Source organism: Pseudovibrio ascidiaceicola (assembly GCF_900114245.1).
Classification (GTDB): domain Bacteria; phylum Pseudomonadota; class Alphaproteobacteria; order Rhizobiales; family Stappiaceae; genus Pseudovibrio; species Pseudovibrio ascidiaceicola.
This window is the reverse complement of the sequence record NZ_FOSK01000010.1, coordinates 117,848-132,650: the sequence shown is the minus strand read 5'-3', so window position 1 is coordinate 132,650 and position 14,803 is coordinate 117,848. Positions and strand designations below refer to the sequence as shown.

Annotated in this window: 14 protein-coding genes; 5 read left to right on the top strand and 9 right to left on the bottom strand. The window is 49.3% G+C overall.

What is annotated here, in order from left to right:
• The first annotated feature begins 25 nt into the window (after nt 1–25).
• The gene (locus BM231_RS18740; RefSeq protein ID WP_093521734.1) at nt 26–682 is read left to right on the top strand and encodes a DsbA family oxidoreductase; all 657 of its coding nucleotides are present in this window, start codon (nt 26–28) and stop codon (nt 680–682) included.
• A 136-nt stretch (nt 683–818) separates the two neighbouring features.
• Complete coding sequence (locus BM231_RS18735) at nt 819–1,106, top strand: hypothetical protein (RefSeq protein WP_093521732.1); 288 nt, start codon at nt 819–821, stop codon at nt 1,104–1,106.
• Between the two features lie 61 nt (nt 1,107–1,167).
• Here the strand turns inward: BM231_RS18735 and eno are convergent, their stop codons facing one another.
• The 7 genes from eno to cysQ form a co-directional block, all read right to left on the bottom strand.
• Nucleotides 1,168–2,442 (bottom strand): phosphopyruvate hydratase, encoded by a 1,275-nt coding sequence (eno, locus tag BM231_RS18730; RefSeq protein ID WP_063296929.1) that lies wholly within the window; start codon nt 2,440–2,442, stop codon nt 1,168–1,170.
• 190 nt (nt 2,443–2,632) lie between these two features.
• The gene (gene kdsA / locus BM231_RS18725) at nt 2,633–3,481 is read right to left on the bottom strand and encodes a 3-deoxy-8-phosphooctulonate synthase (protein ID WP_093521730.1); all 849 of its coding nucleotides are present in this window, start codon (nt 3,479–3,481) and stop codon (nt 2,633–2,635) included.
• 171 nt (nt 3,482–3,652) lie between these two features.
• Nucleotides 3,653–4,303 carry a hypothetical protein gene (locus BM231_RS18720; RefSeq protein WP_093521728.1) on the bottom strand — a complete coding sequence of 217 codons (651 nt, stop codon included), beginning with the start codon at nt 4,301–4,303 and terminating at the stop codon, nt 3,653–3,655.
• 124 nt (nt 4,304–4,427) lie between these two features.
• Nucleotides 4,428–5,210, bottom strand: a complete 783-nt coding sequence (locus BM231_RS18715; RefSeq protein ID WP_208860490.1) for a molybdopterin-binding domain-containing protein — start codon at nt 5,208–5,210, stop codon at nt 4,428–4,430.
• 16 nt (nt 5,211–5,226) lie between these two features.
• The gene (gene cysN, locus BM231_RS18710) at nt 5,227–7,152 is read right to left on the bottom strand and encodes a sulfate adenylyltransferase subunit CysN (protein ID WP_093521726.1); all 1,926 of its coding nucleotides are present in this window, start codon (nt 7,150–7,152) and stop codon (nt 5,227–5,229) included.
• Nucleotides 7,153–8,061, bottom strand: a complete 909-nt coding sequence (gene cysD, locus BM231_RS18705) for a sulfate adenylyltransferase subunit CysD (protein WP_057466276.1) — start codon at nt 8,059–8,061, stop codon at nt 7,153–7,155. It lies immediately after the preceding gene.
• A gap of 71 nt (nt 8,062–8,132) precedes the next feature.
• Nucleotides 8,133–8,942 (bottom strand): 3'(2'),5'-bisphosphate nucleotidase CysQ, encoded by an 810-nt coding sequence (cysQ, locus tag BM231_RS18700; protein WP_093521724.1) that lies wholly within the window; start codon nt 8,940–8,942, stop codon nt 8,133–8,135.
• 261 nt (nt 8,943–9,203) lie between these two features.
• Here cysQ and galU point away from each other — a divergent pair, with 261 nt between their 5' ends.
• Genes galU through BM231_RS18685 form a run of 3 tightly spaced genes read left to right on the top strand, consistent with a single transcriptional unit; the run spans nt 9,204 to nt 12,424 of the window.
• The gene (galU, locus tag BM231_RS18695; RefSeq protein WP_093521722.1) at nt 9,204–10,088 is read left to right on the top strand and encodes a UTP--glucose-1-phosphate uridylyltransferase GalU; all 885 of its coding nucleotides are present in this window, start codon (nt 9,204–9,206) and stop codon (nt 10,086–10,088) included.
• Between the two features lie 17 nt (nt 10,089–10,105).
• A complete protein-coding gene (locus BM231_RS18690; protein ID WP_093521720.1) occupies nt 10,106–11,116 on the top strand; it encodes an NAD-dependent epimerase in 1,011 nt (336 codons plus the stop codon).
• A gap of 21 nt (nt 11,117–11,137) precedes the next feature.
• Nucleotides 11,138–12,424 carry a nucleotide sugar dehydrogenase gene (locus tag BM231_RS18685; protein ID WP_093521718.1) on the top strand — a complete coding sequence of 429 codons (1,287 nt, stop codon included), beginning with the start codon at nt 11,138–11,140 and terminating at the stop codon, nt 12,422–12,424.
• A 55-nt stretch (nt 12,425–12,479) separates the two neighbouring features.
• Here the strand turns inward: BM231_RS18685 and tgt are convergent, their stop codons facing one another.
• The gene (gene tgt / locus BM231_RS18680) at nt 12,480–13,661 is read right to left on the bottom strand and encodes a tRNA guanosine(34) transglycosylase Tgt (RefSeq protein ID WP_093521716.1); all 1,182 of its coding nucleotides are present in this window, start codon (nt 13,659–13,661) and stop codon (nt 12,480–12,482) included.
• Nucleotides 13,658–14,743, bottom strand: coding sequence for a tRNA preQ1(34) S-adenosylmethionine ribosyltransferase-isomerase QueA (gene queA, locus BM231_RS18675; protein ID WP_093521714.1), 1,086 nt, complete (start codon nt 14,741–14,743; stop codon nt 13,658–13,660). Before queA ends, tgt begins: the two co-directional genes overlap by 4 nt.
• Nucleotides 14,744–14,803: the final 60 nt, after the last annotated feature.

Here is a 14,803-nt window from a genome sequence, read left to right as displayed (position 1 = left end):
GACAAACCCATAACTGAGAATACAGATGTCTACTACTGCCCCGATTGTCATTGATGTTATCTCCGATGTCATGTGCCCATGGTGCTTCATCGGTAAACGCCGACTGGAAAAAGCACTGATGTTGCTGCCGGACAGCACCGTAAAAGTTCAGTGGCACCCCTACCAACTTGACGCGACGCTTCCTAAAGAAGGCAAGGATCGCAAAAAGTATCTGGAAGACAAGTTTGGCGGAGCTGAACGGGCAAAAGAGATATACACTCAGGTAAGCAATGCCGGTGCAGCAGAAGAAATTGACTTCAAGTTTGAGGCAATTACCAAATCCCCAAACACAATCGACAGTCACCGATTGATCCGCTGGGCGCGCTCTGAAGGCATGCAGGACGCGATGGTCGAAGAATTGTTCAAGCTCTACTTCACAGAAGGTGCTGACTTAACCGATAAGCAAGTGCTTATCAACGCCGCCGAACGCGCAGGGCTTAACAGTAAGCTCGTTTCTGATCTACTGAATACAGATCAGGACGTTAAAGAAGTTGAAGCAGATGTGGTCCGCGCTCATGAAATTGGCGTATCAGGCGTGCCCTTCTTCATCATCGATGGCCGCTTTGCGGTGGCTGGAGCAGAAAATCCAGAAACACTGGCAGCAGCAATCCGCCACGCCGAGGAAACAAAAACTGGCGAATAATTGCAGGCTCAGTGTTGTAACAATACTAAACGAACCGGAGATTGGTGTGTAAAGGCATGAATGTGGTATAATCCAGCTTTCAACTGATGGATTTCAATAGTGGCTCAACTCAACTTTCAAGGATATACTTGCAAGTATGGGCCTCAAAACATTCATTGCCTTAATGCTCGCGCCAATCGGAATCTGGATTACCAGTATCGCTGGCTTGTTGGTCATCAGCCAAACTACAGATTGCTCATTCTCAGAAGCCCGTGTCAATGAATGCATTATAGCAGGCGTTGACCTAAGTCATTCGTTCTATGATCTTGGTATGATGGCTGCTTGGGGTGTTTTGGCTGTGCCATATATGTGGGGTTATCTGTTTGCAGGCTGGCTAATATTCAAGATTGTTTCGTTTTTGTATAGTGTCTTCATTCGGATGTAGCACAACAAAAAAGCCGGCCCAATGGACCGGCTTTTCTAATTATCAAGCAACACTGAAGGTCTTATCCGCGCAGGATAGAACGACCAGCGAATACGCCCTGAAGACCCAGTTCTTCTTCGATACGGATAAGCTGGTTGTACTTAGCCATACGGTCAGAACGGGACAGAGAACCAGTTTTGATCTGGCCACAGTTGAATGCAACTGCCAGGTCAGCAATGGTGTTGTCTTCAGTTTCGCCGGAACGGTGAGACATAACAGAAGTGTAGCTTGCACGGTGCGCCATATCGACAGCTTCCATGGTCTCAGTCAGAGAACCAATCTGGTTCACTTTCACGAGGATGGAGTTTGCAGTGTCGTTTTTGATACCGCGAGCAAGGCGCTCGGAGTTGGTTACGAACAGATCGTCACCAACCAGCTGGCACTTGTTGCCGATCGCCTGGGTCAAAGACTTCCAGCCATCCCAATCTTCTTCAGCCATACCGTCTTCGATGGAGAATACTGGGTACTTGCTCACCAGATCTTCAAGGTAGCGAACCATTTCATCGGAACCAAGGATCTTGCCTTCGCCCTTCAGGTTGTACTTGCCATCCTTGTAGAACTCGGTGGAAGCTGCATCAAATGCAAGCATCACGTCGTCACCAGGGGTGTAACCAGCTTTCTCGATAGCGTTCAGAACAAAACCGATCGCTTCATCAGTAGAACCGATACCAGGAGCAAAGCCGCCTTCATCACCAACATTGGTGTTGTGGCCTGCTGCGGAAAGACCCTTTTTAAGGGTATGGAAGATTTCACAACCCATACGAACAGATTCACGCAGAGAGCTTGCACCCACTGGCATAATCATGAATTCCTGAAAATCGATTGGGTTGTCAGCATGCTCACCACCGTTGATGATGTTCATCATCGGAACTGGCAGCGTACGCGCACCGAAACCACCGACATAGCGGTAAAGTGGCATCGCAGCAGCTTCAGCAGCAGCTTTTGCAACAGCAAGGGAAACGCCCAAAATAGCGTTTGCACCAAGACGGCCTTTGTTTTCGGTGCCGTCAAGTTCGATCATAGCACGGTCAATTTTGATCTGATCTTCAGCGTCCATACCGCCGACAGCGTCAAAGATCTCACCGTTTACAGCTTCTACAGCGTCCTCAACACCTTTGCCAAGGTAACGCTCACCGCCATCGCGGCGTTCAACAGCTTCAAATGCGCCAGTAGAGGCGCCGGACGGAACTGCAGCCCGACCGAAGGAGCCGTCTTCCAAAAGCACATCAACTTCAACAGTTGGGTTGCCGCGGCTGTCAAGGATTTCGCGACCAATAATGTCGATGATAGCAGTCATCTAAGAGTACTCCAATGTACTTGTAGAGTGTGGAATTTTGGCTCTAAGAGCTTTTACCCGAGGTACTGCCCCCAAGGAAGAGAAGAGACCGTACTCCTCTGTAAATCCTTGGGAATAAACGAATGTATTTTGTCGCACCTCTACGTAAAAACGCAGTATTTCGTCACTTTCCTTAGGTGCCGTGAAATATCTAAAGCGTAAAACTTCCGTTTTTCGCGATCCGGTCAAACTCTTGCAGCCATAGCAGCAAGTCTTTGAGTCGGTTCAATGGGATCATATTCGGACCATCAGATGACGTAGTGTTGTCAGGATCGTCGTGTGTCTCCACAAACAGGCCTGCAATTCCAACGGCAACAGCAGCCCGTGCCAGTGTTGCAACAAACTCGCGCTGCCCACCAGATGTGCCACCAAGGCCCCCTGGCTGCTGCACAGAATGGGTCGCATCAAACACTACAGGTGCACCCATATCCGCCATGATCGGCAACGCGCGCATGTCTGATACAAGCGTGTTGTAGCCAAATGTTGCGCCACGCTCGCACAACATCACATTGGAGTTGCCACTCTCAACCACTTTGGTCATGACATTTTTCATGTCCCAGGGTGCGAGAAACTGCCCCTTCTTCACATTTAGCGCTCTGCCGGTTTTCGCAGCAGCAACAAGAAGGTCAGTTTGGCGGCACAGGTAAGCTGGAATCTGCAACACATCGCAGACTTCACTAACTGGCGCACAATGGTTTGGCTCATGTACATCGGTAATCACCGGCAGGCCGTAGGTTTCTTTAATCTCTGCAAAAACCTCCAGACCTTTGGCCATGCCCATACCACGGCTGGCAGACAGACTAGTCCGATTTGCCTTGTCGTAGCTCGCTTTAAAAACCAAACCTATGTTCAGCTCTTCTGCAATTTCTTTGACAGCCTGAGCCATTTCCATGGCATGCGTGCGGCTCTCCATCTGGCATGGACCAGCAATAAGAGAGAACGGCTTATCATTTGAAAAGACAGCGTTTCCGACTGAAACTTCTGAATTTGGTTGAGACACGAAGAGATCTCCTTAAAGGCGTGAATATAATCCAAAAGTTGATTAGGCGCTTTGGCTCAAAATTACAAGTGCGTGAACGCCCTGTTGTGCCTTTGATGAAGGTTTTACGAGGCGCACACCTTCGGAAACCCGCAGGTTACACCAGCGTCAAACAAGTTCACATCCTTCCCTTCATCTGCGTTGATTAAGAAGCTTCTGTTTGGATGCGAGCGCTTTCAAGGATCTCTCCTGACCGGGAAATGGATCAGTGCTTTTATAGCTCCTTTTCCTGCGGACCTTTACATTGAAAGGAACGACTTCGTATATACGCCCGCCGATGCGGACAACGAGGCGATCATCTGTTCTTGTAACGCAGACCTGCGCATTCTCTGAAGTCCTTGCCTTCTGTTTTCTGAGGCGTTTCTTCCTTTGGCTAAACTCTTGTTTTTGGCCTTTCAGTCTCTGCAGTTTTTCATCGAGCAAATCGTACTTTCTGGCAGTTACCTCATACTCATTCTGCAAAGCTTGATATCTGGCAGACCCTGCACCTCTGGTCTGCTTCTCCAACCGCATCAGCTTCTTAGAAAGGTGGCGGCACACATCTTCAGCAGCAGCAAGCTCATCATCAATCTCTGCGAGTTCCACCTCTCCTTGCTCCATAAGCTCCTCAAGGTCGTAGTCACCGCCCTGAAAGTGCGCCCACCGTCTCATCATGTCTCGATCTGCAAGCATTGCCTTGTACTGGGCAAGAGCCTCTTTGCTCAGATCCCAATCTCTAACACCTCTCACCCCGTGCTTCAGGAAGTGATCAATGCTCTTGTAATGTCGTGTAACTGTGATCATGGCCGGGCCCTAACACAAGAGAAACATCACAAACGTAGAGGCGCAACCACAAGCCAGATTCGCTTCCACTGGAACGTTTGGCAGATAAAGAGGCATTCCCGATCTCTGCATCGCATCAATTGCTTTACCCGATGATCATCGAATACTCAGCGCTTTTACCCATGAGCACGATCAGGCTTTTTGCATCGGTGGTCAGAGTGACCCCATAACTCTTTGCAATTTTGTCTTTCTCTTTGTCGTAGACGTCCAGAAGCTGCTCAAATTGCTTTTGAAGAGCTGCTCTTTGCGCAATCTTTTTTTCCGCAGCGGCATAACTATTGTTCGCAGCATCCAAATGTTGACGAAGCTGCTGGTACTTATCGTTCCCTTGGAGCTGCTTTTTGTCTCCGCTGACAGAAGCCTCTAGTTTTTTCATACCTGTGCTAATTTTATCGACCGCATCATGCGCCTTGATGTACTCATCCTGAGCTTTTGAAAGGCCTTTAACTGCTTTTTCTGCTCTTTCAATATCACCAGAGATTTTCCGCAGCTTGGGCTCATCCTCAACAAGCGACAAATACTTCTTCTCGATAGCGTTTTTATCGCTCGTTAGCTTCCCGTATTGAACGATGTCCTTGGCTGGAAGCTTATGCTTCTTCTCCATTTCTTTTTTGAAGGCAGGCACGCCGCTCAGGAATTCTTTGACATTCTTGTACTTTTTTAGTGCTTTAGGCATCAGACCCTCCCGGGAGTCTTTTACAGAGAGCAGTTGGAACTCAGCGATAACTAGCGGAGTTTTGTCCTTCAAAAAATTGCTTGGCATGTGTTTGGTAAAGAAATCATCTCCGAGAAAAACAGGATTTTTCGCGTTTTCAAAGCAAGCCGATACAAAAAAGCCGGGAACAGAAGTCCCCGGCTTTGACATCATTTCGATTTATCGTGGCTTAAATGACCCAAGTGTTATCCGACCCAATATAGCCATCTTTAAGCAGACGATCGACGATCTCATCAGCCAGAGCCTCAACAGTGCGCCCTGCCGTTTTCAGATGCAATTCTGGAGCCTCAGGTGCTTCATACGCGCTATCTATCCCGGTAAAGTTAGAAATCTCACCTTTCCGAGCCTTGGCATAAAGACCTTTAGGATCACGTGCTTCACATTCTTCGAGCGTCGTATCGACAAAGATCTCGAAGAATTCATCTGTATCCAACAAATCACGAGCGAGCTGACGTTCGGCCTTGAACGGGGAAATAAAGGAAACCAGTGTGATTAACCCTGCATCCACAAAAAGTCTGGATGTTTCAGCAACACGCCGGATATTCTCAACGCGATCAGCATCAGTAAATCCAAGATCCTTATTCAGACCATGGCGCACATTATCACCATCAAGCAGATAGGTATGCCGTCCAAGGCTCAGTAGCTTCTGTTCAACCGCATTCGCAATGGTAGATTTCCCGGAGCCGGAAAGGCCTGTGAACCACAGAACGGCAGGCTTTTGTCCTTTAAGGCCACCACGCGCTTTCTTATTCACATCCAAAGCTTGACGATGGACGTTAGTCGCCCGTCGCAAACCAAACCAAATCAGACCAGCAGCAACAGTCTCATTCGTCATTCTATCGATGAGAATAAAGCTGCCAGTATCCCGGTTTGCTTCATATGGGTCGAACGCAATAGCTTCAGAAAGTGCCAGATTACAGAACGCGATTTCATTCAGAGCAAGCTGCTTTGCCGCGTGATGATCGAACGTGTTCACATCTACCTTGTGCTTGATCTCAGTAACACTTGCCCCAATCGTTTTAGTACCACACTTCAAAAGGTATGGACGCCCGGGCAACATTGCATTTTCAGACATCCAGATCAGATGGGCGGCAAACTGGTCACTTACATCAGGACGTGAATGCGCCGGAGCCAGAACATCACCACGAGAAATGTCGATCTCATCAGTCAATGTCAGAGTGACCGACTGACCGTCATCAGCTCGCACCTGATCGCCGTCCATGGTCACAATCTTCTCAACACGGCTGGTTTTACCGGATTGAGCAACAACAACTTCATCACCAACATTGACAGACCCGCCGCGAACGGTGCCGCTATACCCGCGAAAATCCAGATTTGGGCGGTTTACCCACTGAACTGGAAAACGAAACGCTGCTTCACTGTGCTCTTCTCCAAGCTCAACATTTTCAAGATGTTCAAGCAAGGTCGGTCCATTAAACCAACTAAGTTTCTCACTACTGGTGGTGACGTTGTCACCAAAACGCGCAGAAAGCGGAATGACTTCACTAGTGTTAAAATCAAAGCCAGATGAGAAGCTCTCAAACTCCGCCTTGATCTCTTCAAACCGCTTTTGGTCATAGTCAACAAGGTCAATCTTGTTGACTGCCAGAACCACATGACGCACACCCAGCAAAGATGCAATAAACGCATGGCGACGTGTCTGCGTCAGCAATCCATTGCGCGCATCAACCAGCAAAATTGCAAGATCTGCTGTCGACGCACCGGTCGCCATGTTCCGTGTATACTGTTCATGCCCAGGCGTATCAGCAACAATAAACTTCCGTTTTTCAGTCGAGAAAAAGCGGTAAGCAACATCAATAGTAATCCCCTGCTCCCGTTCAGCCTCTAAGCCATCCACGAGCAAAGCAAGATCAATTTCATCCGCAACGGTTCCGTGCTTACGACTGTCTTTTTCAAGCGCGGCAAGCTGATCTTCAAAAATCAGTTTGGTATCGTAGAGCAAACGACCAATCAGCGTGGATTTTCCATCATCAACACTGCCGCAGGTCAAAAACCGCAGGAAACTTTTAGACTCTTGTGAGTTGATATAGGTGGACAGATCAAAAGCTTCTGCCACTGGCGCGATCTTGTTCATTTAGAAATACCCCTCACGCTTCTTCTTTTCCATAGAGCCGGAGCTGTCATGGTCAATCAGGCGACCACTACGCTCAGAAGTCCGTGCAATGAGCATCTCACTCACAATGTCCTCAAGAGTGTCAGCTGTGGATTCCACAGCTCCAGTCAGCGGGTAACAGCCAAGAGTTCTGAAACGAACATCACGCTGCTCAACTTTCTCACCCGGCTCCAGACGAAAACGATCGTCATCCAACATCAACAAAGTACCATCCCGCTCAACCACAGGGCGTTTGGCAGAGAAGTAGAGCGGCACAATTTCAATGCCTTCAGCCAGAATGTACTGCCAGATATCCAGCTCAGTCCAATTGGAGAGCGGGAATGCGCGAATAGACTCACCCTTGGCGATCCGACCATTATAAAGTGACCACAGTTCCGGGCGCTGGTTCTTAGGATCCCAACCATGGCTCGCAGAACGGAACGAAAAAACGCGTTCTTTTGCGCGAGATTTTTCTTCATCACGCCGCGCCCCACCGAAGGCTGCATCAAACTTGTATTGCGTGAGTGCTTCTTTCAGCGCTTCCGTTTTCATGATGTGCGTATAATTGGAGCTGCCATGATCAAATGGATTGATGTTGTTTTTAACACCTTCTTCGTTCGTGTGAACGATCAGGTCGAGCCCATACTTATCTACCGTGTAGTCACGAAAGGTAATCATCTCCTGAAACTTCCACGTGGTATCCACGTGCAAAAGAGGAAATGGAGGTTTGGAAGGATAAAAGGCTTTAAGAGCAAGGTGCAGCATCACCGCGCTGTCTTTACCAATAGAGTAAAGCATCACAGGGTTGTCAAACTCTGCTGCTACCTCGCGAATAATATGAATGCTCTCGTTTTCTAGTCGTCGCAAGTGCGACTGGCTATCAATGCCCATCACGGTCTCCAAAGGACGTGTCGTTAAGTCTTGGACCAGAGTTTAACGGTTGAGCATTGATGCGCCGAAGCTTACCAACCCGACCTTAAGCCATAATGGGAAATAATTTTTTCGTCCGCGACTGCTAAAAAGCACGGATTTGCGAAAGGCTTGCCCTGAAGGGTTTTGAGCTTGCCGTATGCAAGTGGCGCTCCACCCTCGACAATGACGGCTCCTCCAGCTGCACAAAGGATCGCCTGCCCGGCTGCGGTATCCCACTCCATCGTCGGCTCCATACGCGGATAAAAATCGGCTTTACCTTCTGCTAACCGGCAAAATTTCAAAGACGACCCAGCAGCAACAATCGACGAGTTCTCCAATTTCTCTAACAGAGCATTGGTCCGTTCACTGCGATGCGATCGGCTAGCAAGAACCCGCAGCTCTTCAGCAAAGGCAGAACAGCTCATTTCAACAGCCTCCCCCAACTCAAGCCCTTTGACTTCCGCACGGTAGGCACCTTGTCCAACGTGCCCCCAAAACAGCTCACCGGTCACAGGGGCAAAGATAACGCCTTTGGTGGGCATTCCATTCTCAATTAAAGCGATATTGACTGTGAACTCGCCATTCCGGCTAATGAATTCTCGCGTGCCATCCAGAGGGTCTACAAGAATAAACCGGGACCCGATTTCTGGCATAATTCCGGCAGCCATTGCCTCTTCGGCAATCACAGGTACATCTGGACAGAGAGTAGACAGGTGATTGAGGATAATTTCTTCGGCTTGCTGGTCTGCAATTGTGACCGGAGAACCGTCTCCTTTTGTCTCTGACTGAAAGCCTTCCTCATAAATCCCCAGAATTCGTTGTCCGGCTTCCAGCGCCGCAAGCTTAAAACCTTCAATCACAATTACACCCTTGATAGCTTTCTGTTCATCTTGGAGTAACTTTTAAAACAGCATGTTCTGGAGAAACAAGAGAGCTTCACAATTTCGCGATAATTGACTGCGAATGAACATCTCTAAAGAATGAGTAATTCAAATTTCGGGCAATCGAAGCATTATGTCCTAGGACAATTTCATTTGGTACCATTGACGAGCCTAATTTGCTGCAGATAAGTGCTAAGAAAATAATTGTTTCGATCTCCTTGACCTAAGGAATTCAAATATATGACACGTGCGATACGAAAAGCTGTTCTCCCGGTTGCTGGTCTGGGCACTCGCTTCCTTCCTGCAACAAAAGCCGTTCCAAAAGAAATGCTGACCATTCTGGATCGGCCTATCATCCAATACGTGGTTGATGAAGCTCGCGCTGCCGGGATTGAGCATATCGTATTTGTAACAGGCAGAAATAAGCAGGTGATCGAAGATCACTTCGACATTGCTTACGAGCTGGAAGAAACTCTGCGCCGCAGAAACAAAGACCATGCGCTGGAGCTTCTGGAAAAGATCCGCCCATCCGCAGGCACAACCAGTTTCACACGTCAACAGGAACCTCTCGGTTTGGGGCATGCGATCTGGTGCGCGCGCGACATCATCGGCAATGAACCTTTCGCAATTTTGCTGCCAGATATGCTCATGAAGGCACCGAAAGGCTGTCTCTCGCAAATGGTAGAGGCCTATGAGAACCATGGTGGCAACATCATCTCAGTGGAAGAAGTGCCGTGGGACCAGACACACAAATACGGTATTGTCGAGCGTGATACTCCACGCAATGACGACACCTTCTCCATCACCGGCATGGTTGAAAAGCCAGCAGAGGGAACTGCGCCGTCGAATCTTTACATCAATGGCCGCTATATCTTGCAGCCAGAAATTTTCGGTCTCCTGGAAAACCAGAGCACAGGTGCCGGCGGTGAAATCCAACTTACCGATGCCATGCTCACATTGATGGGCCAGCAGGACTTCCACGGCGTCGAATTCCGTGGAGAAACTTATGACTGTGGTTCTCGCTCAGGGTTCTTATCGGCAAATGTCGCTTACGCATTGGATGATTCGGAGCTGGCTGCGCAGCTGCGCCCAATGTTGGACAAGCTTCTTGTAAAAACCAGCTGAGTATCGGGATACGTGAAATGGAAAAAGTACTTGTAACAGGCACTGCCGGCTTTATCGGCAACGCTGTAGCCCTCCGTCTGTTACAAGATGGCTATCATGTCATCGGCCTGGACTGTGTCACAGATTACTATGACGTGACACTGAAGGAAGAGCGACTGAAGCGCCTCACATCCTCAAACCATTTCACAGAGGAACGGATCAGACTTGAAGATGCAGAAGCTGTTATGCGCATCTTCAAGCAACATGCTCCGTCAAAGGTCATTCATTTGGCAGCTCAGGCAGGCGTGCGCTATTCGCTTGAAAGCCCGCAATCTTATGTCGATGCAAACGTCACTGGCTTTTTATCCATGCTGGAAGGCGCGCGCGCTCATGGTGTAAAGCATCTGGTCTATGCTTCCACCAGTTCTGTCTACGGGCTGGATGAGACGATGCCATTATCAACGCACCGTGGCGGCAATCATCCGGTTTCATTCTATGCGGCTACCAAAAAAGCCAACGAGGCCATGGCCCATTCCTATGCCCACCTCTTTGACATCCCTTGCACAGGCCTACGTTTCTTTACCGTGTACGGTCCTTGGGGACGCCCAGATATGGCTCTGTTCAAGTTCACCAAAGCCATATTAGAGGGTAAACCTGTCCCTCTGTTCAACCACGGCAATATGATCCGCGATTTCACATACGTGGATGATATTGTGGAAGGTATTGTGCGGGTTGCGAACCTTCCGCCAAAACGTACGGATGATTGGGATGGCAAAGCAGCTGATCCAGCGACCTCCAGCGCCCCTTATCAACTCTTCAACATCGGCAACAGCGATCCAGTACAGTTAATGGATTACCTTGCCGCTATCGAAGACGCGCTGGGCATGACTGCAAAGAAAGAATTCCTGCCATTCCAGCCAGGAGACGTTGCAGCTACCTTTGCTGATGTGACGGATCTGATTGAAACAACCGGCTTCAAACCGCAAACCTCTGTAAAGGCAGGGGTTGCAAACTTCGTCAAATGGTACCGGGATTACTACAATGTGTAGGACATCCCAAGGTGCCATTTTATGGAAGAAATCGTCTCAGTTGTCGGGCTTGGTTATGTAGGCTTACCCGTTGCTTGTGCGCTGGCGCATGCCGGTATCAAAACCATTGGTTACGATATAGATCGTCATCGTGTTCAAGAACTTCTCGAGGGAAATGATAGAACTGCATCTGTCAGCAAGACGGCTCTTTCTTCCAAAAATCTGACGCTCACGTATTCCGCGCCTGATATCAGACAGGCGCGGATCCACATTGTTGCAGTCCCTACCCCAATAAATATCTCCAAGCGCCCTGATCTCGGCCCGATCAAGAAGGCCTCAAAAGTCGTTGGTGCCTTTATGAAGCCCAACGACATCGTTGTTTTCGAGTCCACAGTTTATCCCGGTGCAACCGAAGAGATTGCGATCCCTTTGCTACAACGAGAATCCGGCCTGCGGTTTCAAAAAGATTTCCAGATCGGATACTCACCCGAGCGGATCAATCCCGGCGACAAAAAACACACACTTTCCAACCTGCTCAAAATCGTTTCAGCCAGTTCAGAGGATGCACTTGAAACACTGGCGGAGCTTTATGGAAAGATCGTCAAAGCTGGTGTTTACAAAGCCTCATCCATCAAAGTCGCAGAGGCGGCCAAGGTCATTGAGAACACACAGCGTGATTTGAACATAGCTCTCATGAATGAGCTCTCCATGCTATTTCACGCAATGGACATCGATACACGCGATGTTCTGGAAGGCGCCTCAACCAAATGGAACTTCCTGCCATTTCATCCCGGTTTAGTCGGCGGTCACTGCATCGGCGTTGACCCTTACTACCTGACAGATAAAGCACATCAGCTTGGCTTCTCCCCTCAGGTTATCCTTGCAGGGCGAGGCACCAATGAAAGCATGAGCCGGTTCATTGCAACAGAAGTCATTCAGGGTTGCGTAAAACTTGCACGCCCCATGCCGCCTCGTATTGCCATATTGGGCATCACATACAAGGCAGATGTGCCTGATACTCGAAACTCCAAAGTAATCGACCTGATCCGAGAATTGGAGCGCTTCGGAGCCCACATCTTCGCAGTTGATCCTTTAGCCGATCCGGAACACACGAAGGAGCACTTTGGCGTTGAGCTCTACCAGGAAACTCCGCCAGGTGACTGTGATGCGGTTATTCTGGCAGTCCCCCATCATGCTTTCTTCGAGAACGAAGAACCTTGGCATGTGATGGAACGGTACTTAAGTGCAGAAAAAGTCTTTGTGGCGGATCTTCACGGTCTTTTAGAAAGGGAGAAGACACCAGAACATGTGCTTCTATGGCGCCTATAGAAAAGGCTTAGGCATTCTCACACCCAAGCCTTCATAGTTTCATGTTCGCTGAAGCTTATGACCAAACATAAGGCTCAATATCGCCACGCGCCCAGTCTTCTTTGGTCTGCTGGCGGAATTCCTCAAACCGACCTTCATCAATCGCATCACGGATGCCCTGCATCAGATACTGGTAGTAAGCAAGGTTATTCCAGGTCAACAGCATTGCCGCCAGACCTTCATTCACGCGCACCAGATGATGCAGATAAGCGCGGGAGTATTTGGAGGTTGCTTCACAATTGGATTGCTCATCCAATGGGCGCGGGTCTTCAGAATGACGGGCATTCTTCAGGTTCACCTTACCAAAACGCGTATAGGCCAAGCCATGGCGGCCAGCACGGGTTGGCATCACACAGTCAAACTGATCAATACCACGCGCGACACTTTCCAGAATATCTTCTGGTGTACCAACACCCATCAGGTATCGTGGCTTATCCTTTGGCATCGCTGGTGTTGTAATTTCCAACATCTTCAGCATAACGGCTTGAGGCTCACCCACGGCCAGACCACCAACGGAATAACCTTCCATCGGAAGCTCACCGAGACGCTGAGCAGATTCAACACGTAGATCAGGTACATCACCGCCCTGAACGATACCGTAAAGACCTTGCCCCTTTTCTGGTCCACCCATTTTCTCAAACTGAGCACGGGAACGTTCAGCCCAACGCAGAGACAATTGCATCGCACGTTCAACTTCGGCTCTCTCAGCAGGAAGCGCAATACACTCATCAAGCTGCATCTGGATATCAGAACCAAGCAGGCCCTGAATTTCAACAGAACGCTCCGGGCTCATGAAGTGCTTAGACCCATCATGGTGAGACGAGAAGGTTACGCCTTCTTCAGTCATCTTGCGAAGACCAGACAGAGACATCACCTGAAATCCGCCGGAATCGGTCAAAATGGTATGGTCCCATCCCATAAACTTGTGCAGGCCGCCAAGCTTGGCAATCCGTTCAGCAGTTGGACGCAACATCAGGTGGTACGTATTACCAAGAACAACATCCGCACCCAGATCACGCACCTGCTGCGGATACATAGCCTTAACAGTCGCCTGAGTACCAACTGGCATAAATGCAGGCGTACGAACCTTACCATGCGGTGTTGTGATTTCACCGCGGCGCGCCATGCCATCTGTTTTCAGCAGTTTAAAGGAGAACGGTTTGGTGTCCTGCTGTGTTTCACGAGATGTTTCGGTCATTTTGAAGCCTTCTTGAACAGCAGCGAGCTGTCTCCATAACTGTAAAAACGGTAGCCAGTGCTGATCGCATGCTCATAAGCAGCGCGCATTTCGTCCATGCCACTCAATGCGCTCACAAGCATGAACAACGTAGAGCGCGGCAAATGGAAGTTGGTCATCAGCGCATCAATGGCTTTGAACTGATAGCCCGGCGTAATAAAAATGTCGGTGCTCTGAGAAATCGGGGTGATCACGCCATCCTCAGATACTGAACTTTCCAGTATGCGCAGTGAAGTTGTGCCAACAGAAACAATCTTGTTGCCACGAGCACGTACAGCATTGAGTGCTGCAGCTGTCTCACCGCTGATCTCGCCATACTCAAAGTGCATCTTATGGTCTTCAGTCTTGTCGGCTTTGACTGGCAAAAACGTTCCAGCGCCCACATGAAGCGTCACAAAGTGTTTCTCAATACCCCGCTCTTCAAGGGCAGCAAACAACTGATTTGTAAAATGCAAGCCAGCAGTGGGCGCAGCAACAGCACCCTCATACTTTGCATAGATGGTTTGATAATCTTTGCGGTCTTGATCGTCTTCAGCACGCTTGGCTGCAATATAAGGCGGCAGTGGAATGTGGCCCACCTGCGCAATCGCAGCATCCAGCTCACCGGCAGAGCGGTCAAACTCGAACAGAATATCGCCAGCCTCGGACTTCTCAGTCACAACAGCAGAAAGCTCTGCGGTATCCTTGCTCTCCTCGTCAAAAGCAAAACGAACAGTATCGCCAACTTTCAGTTTTTTAGCAGGGCGAACAAATGCACGCCATTCCTTGGCACTGGCCCGCTGGTGCAATGTCACACCAACTTTTGCCGTCACGCCATCACGTGAGCGGAAGCCAAGCAGCTGTGCCGGAATAACTTTTGTATCATTAAAGACGAGTGCGTCACCCGGCTCTAAAAGATCAGGCAGAGACAGCACCTGATCATCTATCAGCAGTTGCTCACCATCGGGGCGCACCACCAACAACCGTGAACTATCACGCGGAACTGCCGGGCGGAGCGCAATGTTTTCCGGCGGCAGATCAAAATCAAAATCATCAACCAGCATAGGGTATCCAGCTTTACAAAACAGCAACTCAGCGCCGCACAGTATGTGGTCGCCATCTCC

What these genes read in the sequence shown, in the direction of transcription:
- BM231_RS18740 (WP_093521734.1), top strand. Translation starts at nt 26, where the DNA reads ATGTCTACTACTGCCCCGATTGTCATTGATGTTATCTCCGATGTCATG.
- BM231_RS18735 (WP_093521732.1), top strand. Translation starts at nt 819, where the DNA reads ATGGGCCTCAAAACATTCATTGCCTTAATGCTCGCGCCAATCGGAATC.
- eno (WP_063296929.1), bottom strand. Translation starts at nt 2,442, where the DNA reads ATGACTGCTATCATCGACATTATTGGTCGCGAAATCCTTGACAGCCGC.
- BM231_RS18720 (WP_093521728.1), bottom strand. Translation starts at nt 4,303, where the DNA reads ATGATCACAGTTACACGACATTACAAGAGCATTGATCACTTCCTGAAG.
- BM231_RS18715 (WP_208860490.1), bottom strand. Translation starts at nt 5,210, where the DNA reads ATGATGTCAAAGCCGGGGACTTCTGTTCCCGGCTTTTTTGTATCGGCT.
- cysN (WP_093521726.1), bottom strand. Translation starts at nt 7,152, where the DNA reads ATGAACAAGATCGCGCCAGTGGCAGAAGCTTTTGATCTGTCCACCTAT.
- cysD (WP_057466276.1), bottom strand. Translation starts at nt 8,061, where the DNA reads ATGGGCATTGATAGCCAGTCGCACTTGCGACGACTAGAAAACGAGAGC.
- galU (WP_093521722.1), top strand. Translation starts at nt 9,204, where the DNA reads ATGACACGTGCGATACGAAAAGCTGTTCTCCCGGTTGCTGGTCTGGGC.
- BM231_RS18690 (WP_093521720.1), top strand. Translation starts at nt 10,106, where the DNA reads ATGGAAAAAGTACTTGTAACAGGCACTGCCGGCTTTATCGGCAACGCT.
- BM231_RS18685 (WP_093521718.1), top strand. Translation starts at nt 11,138, where the DNA reads ATGGAAGAAATCGTCTCAGTTGTCGGGCTTGGTTATGTAGGCTTACCC.
- tgt (WP_093521716.1), bottom strand. Translation starts at nt 13,661, where the DNA reads ATGACCGAAACATCTCGTGAAACACAGCAGGACACCAAACCGTTCTCC.
- queA (WP_093521714.1), bottom strand. Translation starts at nt 14,743, where the DNA reads ATGCTGGTTGATGATTTTGATTTTGATCTGCCGCCGGAAAACATTGCG.